General features: G+C 39.9%; 8 protein-coding genes. All 8 read right to left on the bottom strand.

Going from position 1 to position 10,138, the window contains the following annotated elements; translation table 11 throughout:
• Positions 1-73: 73 nt before the first annotated feature.
• Entirely contained in the window at positions 74-664 is a 591-nt protein-coding gene (locus QZ265_RS07600) for a GNAT family N-acetyltransferase (RefSeq protein WP_296404966.1), read from the bottom strand.
• 122 nt (positions 665-786) lie between these two features.
• Positions 787-2,640 carry an ABC transporter ATP-binding protein gene (locus QZ265_RS07595; RefSeq protein WP_296404965.1) on the bottom strand — a complete coding sequence of 618 codons (1,854 nt, stop codon included), beginning with the start codon at positions 2,638-2,640 and terminating at the stop codon, positions 787-789.
• Positions 2,641-2,666: 26 nt separating this feature from the next.
• Complete coding sequence (locus QZ265_RS07590; protein ID WP_296404963.1) at positions 2,667-2,879, bottom strand: hypothetical protein; 213 nt, start codon at positions 2,877-2,879, stop codon at positions 2,667-2,669.
• 25 nt (positions 2,880-2,904) lie between these two features.
• Positions 2,905-3,432, bottom strand: coding sequence for a GNAT family protein (locus tag QZ265_RS07585; RefSeq protein ID WP_296404961.1), 528 nt, complete (start codon positions 3,430-3,432; stop codon positions 2,905-2,907).
• A 213-nt stretch (positions 3,433-3,645) separates the two neighbouring features.
• Positions 3,646-4,890: a 2-methylaconitate cis-trans isomerase PrpF gene (gene prpF, locus QZ265_RS07580; protein ID WP_296404959.1), complete on the bottom strand. Its 1,245-nt coding sequence runs from the start codon at positions 4,888-4,890 to the stop codon at positions 3,646-3,648.
• 168 nt (positions 4,891-5,058) lie between these two features.
• Complete coding sequence (acnD, locus tag QZ265_RS07575; RefSeq protein ID WP_296404969.1) at positions 5,059-7,713, bottom strand: Fe/S-dependent 2-methylisocitrate dehydratase AcnD; 2,655 nt, start codon at positions 7,711-7,713, stop codon at positions 5,059-5,061.
• A 197-nt stretch (positions 7,714-7,910) separates the two neighbouring features.
• Complete coding sequence (gene prpC / locus QZ265_RS07570) at positions 7,911-9,041, bottom strand: 2-methylcitrate synthase (RefSeq protein WP_296404957.1); 1,131 nt, start codon at positions 9,039-9,041, stop codon at positions 7,911-7,913.
• A gap of 104 nt (positions 9,042-9,145) precedes the next feature.
• Positions 9,146-10,039 (bottom strand): methylisocitrate lyase, encoded by an 894-nt coding sequence (prpB, locus tag QZ265_RS07565; RefSeq protein ID WP_296404956.1) that lies wholly within the window; start codon positions 10,037-10,039, stop codon positions 9,146-9,148.
• Positions 10,040-10,138: the final 99 nt, after the last annotated feature.

The following is a 10,138-nucleotide window of genomic DNA, read 5'->3' as shown; positions in this document are numbered from 1 at the left end:
CGTTTGCTATTTTTTTGTCACCTTCTTTTTATCCCAATGTTCAACACACCCTAATCAATACTTTAAAAGCAGGCTAAATTAATAAATATAATAGACCTACTATGGCAACCGCTATAATAAAAAACACCAAATTCATAAGCAAAGTCTTAGTGCTAATACCTTTAGAAATGGCAGGCATAGCAGGTGATTTAGCCTTTTTAATACCCTGCTGAAGTACCATATCGATATGCTCTAAACCATCTTGCTCATATGGTTCGCTTATAGATTCAAAACCTAAAGATTGATAAAAAGCCAATAAGTAAGTCTGCGCAGCAATTTTAATAGGTTTTTTGCCATACTTGCTACGGCAATGTTTTATAGCATGTATCATAATATCGCGTGCAAGCCCATTTCGACGGTATTCAGGTAACACTAACACTCTACCGATGCGAGGGTTAGGGTTGGCTGCCACACCGCCTATATTTGGAGGAATAATTCGGCAATATCCTACTAAGGTTTTATCCATATGTGCCACCAAATGTAGACAATCAAAGTCAATCTCATCAATGTCTTGATAAGCACAATGTTGTTCAACCACAAATACTTGTGAGCGTGCTTGGAGAATATAGTACACATCGACATTCGTCAGTTCATCGAAGTTTTTAATAGTAAATTTAACAGTCATCTATAATATCTTATGGGTTGATTAATATTGGAAGATTAAAACAAATAACATCAGTAGCAAAAGGAATAGGTCAAACAAATATCAGAAACGGTTTGAACTTTTATGAATGTTTTAAGGATGCATCAAACATCAGTCTTTAGAGTTTGGCTAATTTTATCTAAATTCAAACTATCTGACATTGCATTAAATATCTCATAATAAGCGCCATGCTGTGCATACAATTCTTCATGAGTACCGGTCTCAACCACTCTGCCCTCATCAATTACAATTAAATCATCAGCATCAATAATTTGTGAAATATTATGAGACACAATAATGACAGTGCGGTCTTTTTTGATTAAATCTAAGCTGTGTTTAATTTGCTGAGTCGCAATTGCATCAAGACTTGCCGTAGGCTCATCCAAAAACACAATAGGCGGATTTTTTAGGAACATACGTGCCAGTGCAATACGCTGTTGTTGACCACCTGATAGCATTTTTGCTTCACTATCATAGCCCTCTGGCATGCCCATTATTTGTTCATGAATAGAAGCTTGTTTGGCTGCCTCAATAATCTCATCATTGGTGGCCTGCATATTACCATAACGAATATTATCAGCAATGGTACCTGAGAAAATATGGTTCTTTTGCAGCACCAATCCAATTTGTTCTCGCAGGTTATGAGTGTTGTAATTCTCAAGATTTTGATCATCAAGACAAATAGTGCCACTACTAGGCTCATAAAATTTAACTAGCAGATTAATAATGGTACTTTTTCCAGCCCCACTTAGCCCCACCAGTGCGGTAATGCGATTGGGATGTATCTCAAAGCTAACATCTTTTAGAGCTTGTTTGCCATTGGGGTAGGAGAAGTTGACATTCTTAAGCTCAATATGACCTTTTAAATCTGTGCATTCAAGTTCACCCGCACTTTCAATAGCATTATCATCATCTAAAATATCAAAAAAACCTTCAGCATAGGTAAGTGCATTATTAATTTGATCATAAATTCGGTGCAATTCTCGAATGGGCGCAGCGACGTTTTGAAACAACAGTATATGAAACATAATCGCACCAATAGTCATCTGGCCATTGAGTACAAAATAAGAGGTTAATACAATAATGAACACCACGCCAATCTGTTCAATGAAGCTCTTGCCGGCATTATACATAAAAGCAATACTGCGAATACGTAGCTGATTGGAGGTCATGTCCTTTTGAATTTCCCAGTGCTTATCCGACTCTATCGGTTCTCGCACAAAGGATTTAATTACAGTAATGGAGTCAATAATTGAGATCACCAAGCCGCTTTTGGTCTCGCGATATTGGCGCATTTGCTTACGAAATCCTTGTAAGCGATTGGCCTGCTTTTGACTAACAAAGAAATAAATCGGCACGATAATAAGGCCAACCATGCCCACCCAGAAGTTGGCATTAAACATAATCACCAACGACACAATGGCACTGGCGAATAAGGGCAGCATATCGATAAAGAAGTTCTGTACCAACTGCGTCAAACTACTTACGCCCAAATCAATACGGGTCTGCAGTTTACCGCTTGCATTCTCATCACTGGTATAGAATGACATTTTGTAAGACAAAATACGATCAACCACTTTTTGCGATAAGTCGCGAGATAGGTTAATTCGAATACGTTCGCCAAAATAACGCTGTCCGAAGGTAATAAAGACGTTAAGTACTTCTTTTACCATCAAAATAGCACTTATTAAAGTTAATAGCTTAAAGCCTTTCACCCAAGGATCTGGTAGTCCTACAATACCGGTTAAAGTATCAATAGTATATTTTAATACAAAAGCGTTAACCTGAGCAGTAAATGAGCCTACCACTGTCAAAATCAAAGTAAGAATAAACAAGCTGCGATAAGGGCGAGCAAACTCACCCAATCTTTTTAATATTGACCACAGCAATGCCCCACGTTCGCTTTTTTTAGTAGGTGGTTTGATATATAAGGGGACACGTTTTGGAGGGGAGGCCATATTATCTCGATGAAGCTTTAATTGAATTAAATGTGTAGGGCACAATAAATTTTATCATTTTTATTAGGGTCATCTTTTCTAGGCACAAATCCTTTACTCACAAGTTTTACAGTATTGAATGTCTTGCCTTCATCATTGGTCAACGTAACAATCAAATCTTGATCTTCGAAGCTGTGAAGTTCTTGAATAAGTTGCTTAATAGTTTTGGTTCTATCTTTCCATTGTATGTTATCACTCATATAATATTACTCAGCACCGTTTAAATCATTTTATAAGTCCATATATGGCATGGTCGTATAACTGTCCATTTACATTCTCAGACTGGGATATTATACCTTCAAGGCTAAAGCCTAATCTTTCTGGTACCGCACGACTGGCTACGTTATTTACGGCAGCTTTAATTTCAATTTTAGTTAAACCAATCTCGTCAAAGCAGATTTTGATGAATTCTTTAGTGCATAGGGTAGCTATGCCTTTGCCTCGATAATGTTTACTCACCCAATAACCTAAATTGGCTTTTTTTAAATCATGATTTATGGCATTCAAGCCTATACTGCCGACGATTTTATTATCAAAAACTATGGCACAAATCATTGCTTTACCATCAGCGTAATCGTGTAAAACTTGGCGAATATAATTTTCAAAAAAAGCTTCATCATGTGCTTTAGAAGGCCAAGGAAGAAATTTAGACAGCTCATCTCTCTCTTTACTCACTATAGCAAAATAATCTTTTGCTACACTTGGCTGAACCAATGCCACCGACAGGCTATCATTTATTTTTCGAGTGAACACAAGCGCTCCTTAATGCATAGAATAAATGTATAAAATAACCGCTATCATTTTTCTATATCTAAACCATTATAAAACTAAGGCTCCTAAAAGCACTACCTTAAGAAAAATCATAGCGGCTTACTATGGCGCCATTGTAATGTTTTTATTAAAAAGCCATATTGACCTTTTAAATCTATCCAATTGATTGATTATCAAGACTATATTTAAAAAACGCTAGAAGCAGTCACTAGGAACAAATACCTGACCAACCATAATTCGCCTAGCAGAGCGACTCATAGACACTTTTTTGGCTTGCCAGAGGCCATCGACCAGTTCAGTTTTACCGCCGACTAGCAGCGTACCAGATGGATGACCAAAACGTACTTCAGACAGCTCTTTTGGTGCCCCATTTCCAGCCGCCTCATTAACCAAAGTGCCTTGAGTGGTAGCAGCAGCAGCGATTGCCACAGCAGCGGTACCCATCATGGCATGGTGCAGTTGACCCATGCTCATTGCTCGCACGACCAAATCGATATCGCTTGAAGCAACATCTTTACCACTAGATGCAGTGTATGATTGAGCAGGCGCTATCCAAGCAATTTTTGGAATATGCTGGCTCTTTTGTGCCTCACTTACATCTTTAAATAAACCCATAGCCACACCGCCATTGGCTCGGATAGTTTCAAGTTTATCCAAAAGCTCTTGATTGCTATTAATATCAGATTGTAACTCAGTACCGTTAAAGCCTAAATCTTCAGCTTTCATAAAAATAGTAGGAATACCGGCACTGATGAAAGTTGCTTTAACTGAGTCTTTGTCTAATCCGCAAGCTGACACATTAAAGTCATCTTGTAGATTACCAGTAGGGAACATGGCACTAGATGAATCTACAGGGTCAATAAATTCAATTTTGACCTCGGCTGCAGGGAAGGTGACGCCATCTAGCTCAAAGTCTCCGGTTTCTTGTACTTGAACTTGGCCTTCATCATCTACGTAAACCGGCACATGGGCAATAATGGTTTTGCTAATATTTTCCTGCCAAATACGAACTTCACAGATACCTGTCTTAGCACTTGTAGCTACTTTATCAGCATCAACCAAACCCATGTTAATTGCACAGGCACCCACAGCAGCAGTTAAGTTGCCACAGTTGCCACCCCAATCAATCATGGGTTTAGCAATATTGACCTGACCGAACAGATAATTCACATCATGATCGTCTTTATCTGATTTAGAAAGAATGACAGTCTTTGAAGTGCTTGATGAGCCATTACCTAACCCATCAATTTGCTTACCGTAGGGATCGGGACTACCAATGACACGCATTAGAAAGTTATCCCGTGCCTGTCCAGGTTGTTGACAACGCTCTGGTAAGTCGCTTAGTTTGAAAAATGTACCTTTTGAGGTGCCGCCACGCATATAGGTGGCAGGTACTGCAATTTGAGGAGCGAAAACTGTATATTTATTTGAATGGGTCATGACAAATCCTTAAAAGGAGTAGGAGAATTTTAAACATCGAGAAGAAGTATTTATTCATTAAAAAAGCGCACAAACACAATAAAACATGGCTTGTGCGCTAGTCTAAGACGCGCTTAATAATTTAATGATATAAATCAAATAAGTTAAAATTTAATGAGCTAATAAAAACTAAGCCACATCGCCTGCCAAGAATTCTTTAGCAAAGCGTTGTAACATACCGCCTGATTGATACATTTTAACTTCATCAGCGGTATCTAAACGACACTTAACAGGCGCTCTATCTACACTACCATCTTTACGATTGATGACTAGCGTCATTGTACCGCCAGCAGACACTTCACCTTCGATATCAAAGACTTCTGTACCGTCGATGTTTAAAGTTTTGCGGGTCGTACCAGATTCAAACTGCACCGGTAAAGCACCCATACCAACTAAGTTCTGACGGTGAATACGCTCAAAGTCTTCAGCGACCACACACTCGACACCTGCCAAGCGAACTCCTTTGGCAGCCCAGTCACGGCTAGAGCCCTGACCATAACCATCACCTGCGATAATGATAAGCGGCTGATTGCGATTCATGTAGGTTTCAATAGCTTCCCACATACGCATCACTTCACCTTCTGGTTCAACACGGGCTAAAGAGCCTTGGACGACCTCGCCATTTTCATCACGAACCATTTCATTTAATAGTTTAGGATTAGCGAAAGTTGCGCGCTGAGCGGTTAAGTGATCACCGCGATGAGTGGCGTATGAATTATAATCCTCAGCAGGAAGACCCATAGTGTCTAAATATTCGCCCGCTGCACTATTTGGCATAATGGCGTTTGAGGGCGATAAATGATCAGTGGTAATATTATCTCCCAATACTGCTAGTGGACGCATACCTTTAAGCTTATTAGCTTGCGCCATATTGCCTTCCCAGTATGGAGGACGGCGAATATAAGTACTCAATTCGCGCCAGTTGTACTGAGGGTCAGTTACTGCATCATGACGTTCGGCATCGACAATACCTTCATCGAACATGGGGATATAGACCTTAGTATACTGCTCAGGTTTAACCGCAGAAGATACAATGGCATCAACTTCCGCATCATCGAACCAGATATCTTTTAAGTACACATCATTGCCATCTTGGTCTTGACCCAGTGGATCTTTTTCAATATCGAATCTGATTGAACCAGCAATTGCATAAGCTACAACCAAAGGCGGCGACGCTAAGAAAGCTTGTTTGGCGTAAGGGTGGATACGACCATCAAAATTCCGGTTACCAGATAGAACTGCAGTCGCAAATAAATCACGATCTATAATCTCTTGCTGAATCTCAGGCTCTAATGCACCACTCATACCATTACAAGTTGTACAAGCAAATGCAACAACGTCAAAGCCAAGTGCTTGCAAATCAGGCAATAAATCTGCTTCTTCTAGATACAGTTTTACCGCTTTTGAGCCCGGTGCTAAAGAGGACTTCACCCATGGCTTACGCACCAAGCCTCTTTTGACTGCATTACGAGCCACAATACCTGCAGCTATCATATTGCGTGGGTTAGAAGTATTTGTACAGCTGGTAATGGCCGCAATAATCACCGCACCATCTGGCATCAAGCCGTCAGGCATAGGCGTTAAATGCTCATTGCCTTCGTTAGCAATACCTGATTTAACCAAATCAGTAGTAGATACGCGAGCATGTGGTTTAGACGGCCCTGCGATATTACGTACAACTTTTGACAGATCAAATTTCAAAACTCTTTCGTATTCAGCATCTTTCATGCCGTCAGCCCATAAGCCAGTATGTTTAGCATAGGCTTCAACCACTTTAATTTGCTGCTCAGTACGACCTGTTAAGCGCAAATAATCAATAGTTTGCTCATCGATTGAGAACATGACAGCGGTTGCGCCATATTCAGGCGTCATATTAGAGATAGATGCACGGTCACCTACGGATAAACTTCTTGCGCCATCGCCATAGCATTCCACATAGGCAGAAACCACGCCTTCATTACGAAGAAACTCAGTCATTGCTAGCACCAAATCAGTACCGGTAATGCCAGGTTGTAATTTGCCTGTTAATTCTAGACCTATGATATCAGGTAGGCGGATATATGAAGGGTTACCTAACATAACGCTTTCAGCTTCAAGTCCACCAACACCAATTGATATAACGCCTAAAGCATCGACCATTGGAGTATGGCTATCCGTACCTACTAAAGTATCTGGGTAGGCTACAGGTATGCCATCATTTTTATCGGTAATGACCTGAATCACAGGTGACATTTTCTCAAGGTTAATTTGATGCATAATGCCGTTGCCCGGTGGCACAACGTTTACGTTATCAAAGGCATATTCACACCAATTGATAAAATGAAAACGGTCTTCGTTACGGCGCTCTTCAATGGCACGGTTTTTCTCAAAAGCATTTTCTTCATAACCTGCGTGCTCAACTGCCAAAGAGTGATCTACAATCAGTTGAGTCGGGACAATAGGGTTTACTTTTGAAGGGTCACCACCTTCTTCTGCAATCGCATCACGTAAGCCTGCTAAATCTACAAAGGCTGTTTGACCTAAAATATCATGACAAACCACACGAGCGGGATACCAAGGAAAGTCAATTTCTTGCTTGCGATAGATATGTTGAGACAATGCCTCTGTTAAATCTTCTGGAGGGCAACGACGTACTAAGTTTTCACATAATACTTTTGAGCTAAAGGGAAGTTTAGCGTAAGCGCCAGGCTCAATATCATTTACCGCTTGTTCAGCGTCAAAGTAGTACAAACCACTGTCTTCGCCATTTGGTAAAGGTAATGGTTTTTTAAAATCTTTATTCATCGGCTCAGGATGTTTATGGGTTAGAACTGGCTGATTTTTTTCTATGCTCTGGTTTGGCATGGTTGGCTGTCCTATAAAACAGTTTAGTAAGCAAGATGCATTACTAGGTTTTAGTTTATACATCTTGCTATTTCATTTAACTCTATTTTAATTTTAATTTAGAATGTATATCAAAAAAATAGAATTTTAAAACTCTATTAACCACGCTCGCTAATAGGAGGTACTTCACGTGGCTCTTCACCAATATACTCAGCACTTGGGCGAATAATACGATTATTAGCACGCTGCTCAAACACGTGAGCTGCCCAACCAGTTAAACGTGAGCATACAAATATTGGCGTAAACAATTTAGTTGGGATACCCATAAAGTTATAAGTTGACGCATGGAAAAAGTCAGCATTACAAAACAATTTTTTCTCACGCCACATAACTTCTTCACAGCGTACAGATACAGGGTATAACACATCATCACCAACATCAGCAGCTAATTTTTCAGCCCATTGTTTAATGATTACATTACGTGGATCAGAATCACTATAAATAGCATGACCAAAGCCCATAATCTTATCTTTACGCTCTAACATGCCTAGCAAACCTTGCTCAGCAGCCTCTGGAGAGTCAAAGCTTTCTATTAATTCCATAGCAGCTTCATTAGCACCACCATGTAATGGACCACGCAGCGTACCGATTGCACCAGTGATACATGAGAATAAATCTGATAGAGTAGAGGCACAAACACGTGCCGTAAACGTAGAGGCGTTAAATTCATGCTCAGCATATAGGATTAAAGACACGTTCATAACGTGTTCATGCAATTCGCTTGGTTTTTCACCTTTTAACAGATGTAGGAAATGACCACCGATAGTTTCTGAATCAGTTACACAGTCAATTTTTACGCCTTCATGGCTAAAACGATACCAGTAATTAATAATAGCTGGGAAAGCCGATAACATACGGTTTGTTTTATCAAGCTGCTGCTCAAAGCTTTCTTCTGGCTCTAAGTTACCCAACATAGAACAACCAGTACGCAATACATCCATCGGATGTGCTTCTTGTGGGATACGTTCTAATACGTCTTTTAATGCTTGAGGAAGGTCACGTAGCTGTTTGAGTTCAGCTTTGTATTCATCAAGCTGGGCTTGGGTAGGCAATTCGCCATACAGTAGTAAGTAAGCCACTTCTTCAAAGATACATTTCTCAGCCAAATCACTTACATCATAGCCACGATAAGTAAGACCTGAACCTGACTTACCTACTGTAGATAGTGAAGTTTGTCCTGCAATTTGTCCACGTAAGCCTGCGCCTGAAAGTTGTTTACCTGCTGCCATAACATTTTCCTTTTAACTAGGTGACGGTATGATTGAGTCATTCAATCGGATGTTAAAGATGATTATTATTTCTCTTTTATAAACTTAGTGGTATTGAGCTGTTTTTACTTTTTTTGCGCAAATAGTTGGTCTAATTTTTGTTCAAATTCATGGTAATTTAAAAAATCATACAGCTCCATACGCGTTTGCATGGTATCTACCACTTCCTGTTGAGTGCCATCGTTTAATAAATGTTGATACACGTTTAGAGCAGCTTTGTTCATGGCACGAAAGGCTGATAATGGATACAGCACCATGTCAACACCAACGTTAAATAACTGCTCTGTGGTGTATAAATCTGTTTGCCCAAATTCAGTCATGTTAGCTAGTACAGGAATGTCGAGTACGTCAGTGAACTTGCGATACATTTCAATATCGGTTAAAGCTTCAGCAAAAATCATATCTGCACCAGCTTCTTGAAAAGATACTGCACGCTCAACGGCAGCTTCTAAGCCTTCAACAGATAAGGCATCAGTACGTGCCATAACCACAAAGTCAGGATCTACTTTAGCATCAAGTGCCGCTTTTAAACGGTCTACCATTTCACTAGTAGATACGATCTCTTTATTTGGACGGTGACCGCAACGCTTTTGAGCCACTTGATCTTCGATATGTACCGCTGCAACGCCTGCTTTTTCCATTTTTTTAATGGTTTGAGAGATGTTAAATGCGCCGCCCCAACCTGTATCAATATCTACCAGTAAAGGCGTGTCTACAGCATTGGTAATACGACTAGCATCTTCAAGTACATTGTCAAGGCTGGTCATACCTAAGTCAGGTAAGCCATAAGATGCATTGGCCACGCCAGCGCCTGACAAGTAAAGGGCCTTATGACCTACTTGTTTGGCCATCATAGCGGTATAAGCGTTAATAGTACCAACTATTTGTAAAGGTTGGTTATTTGATTTTTGATCTAAAAGGGCATCGCGAAATCGTTTGCCGGCAGAATTAGTTGTCATAATCTTTCCTTATAAAAGAATAAAAGGGGATAAATAGATTTTATTTATTTCTTAGATTCAACGATGAAGTGCAACGTTTAGAAATGATGAGAAGAAGAG

Source organism: Psychrobacter sp. (genome assembly GCF_018260395.1).
GTDB lineage: Bacteria > Pseudomonadota > Gammaproteobacteria > Pseudomonadales > Moraxellaceae > Psychrobacter.
The sequence above is the reverse complement of the archived record's forward strand: the minus strand, read 5'-3'. Positions and strand labels throughout refer to the sequence as shown.

Excerpts from the sequence above, each read along its gene's own strand:
- QZ265_RS07600 (WP_296404966.1), bottom strand. The coding sequence starts at position 664 with ATGACTGTTAAATTTACTATTAAAAACTTCGATGAACTGACGAATGTC.
- QZ265_RS07595 (WP_296404965.1), bottom strand. The coding sequence starts at position 2,640 with ATGGCCTCCCCTCCAAAACGTGTCCCCTTATATATCAAACCACCTACT.
- QZ265_RS07590 (WP_296404963.1), bottom strand. The coding sequence starts at position 2,879 with ATGAGTGATAACATACAATGGAAAGATAGAACCAAAACTATTAAGCAA.
- prpF (WP_296404959.1), bottom strand. The coding sequence starts at position 4,890 with ATGACCCATTCAAATAAATATACAGTTTTCGCTCCTCAAATTGCAGTA.
- acnD (WP_296404969.1), bottom strand. The coding sequence starts at position 7,713 with ATGAATAAAGATTTTAAAAAACCATTACCTTTACCAAATGGCGAAGAC.
- prpC (WP_296404957.1), bottom strand. The coding sequence starts at position 9,041 with ATGGCAGCAGGTAAACAACTTTCAGGCGCAGGCTTACGTGGACAAATT.
- prpB (WP_296404956.1), bottom strand. The coding sequence starts at position 10,039 with ATGACAACTAATTCTGCCGGCAAACGATTTCGCGATGCCCTTTTAGAT.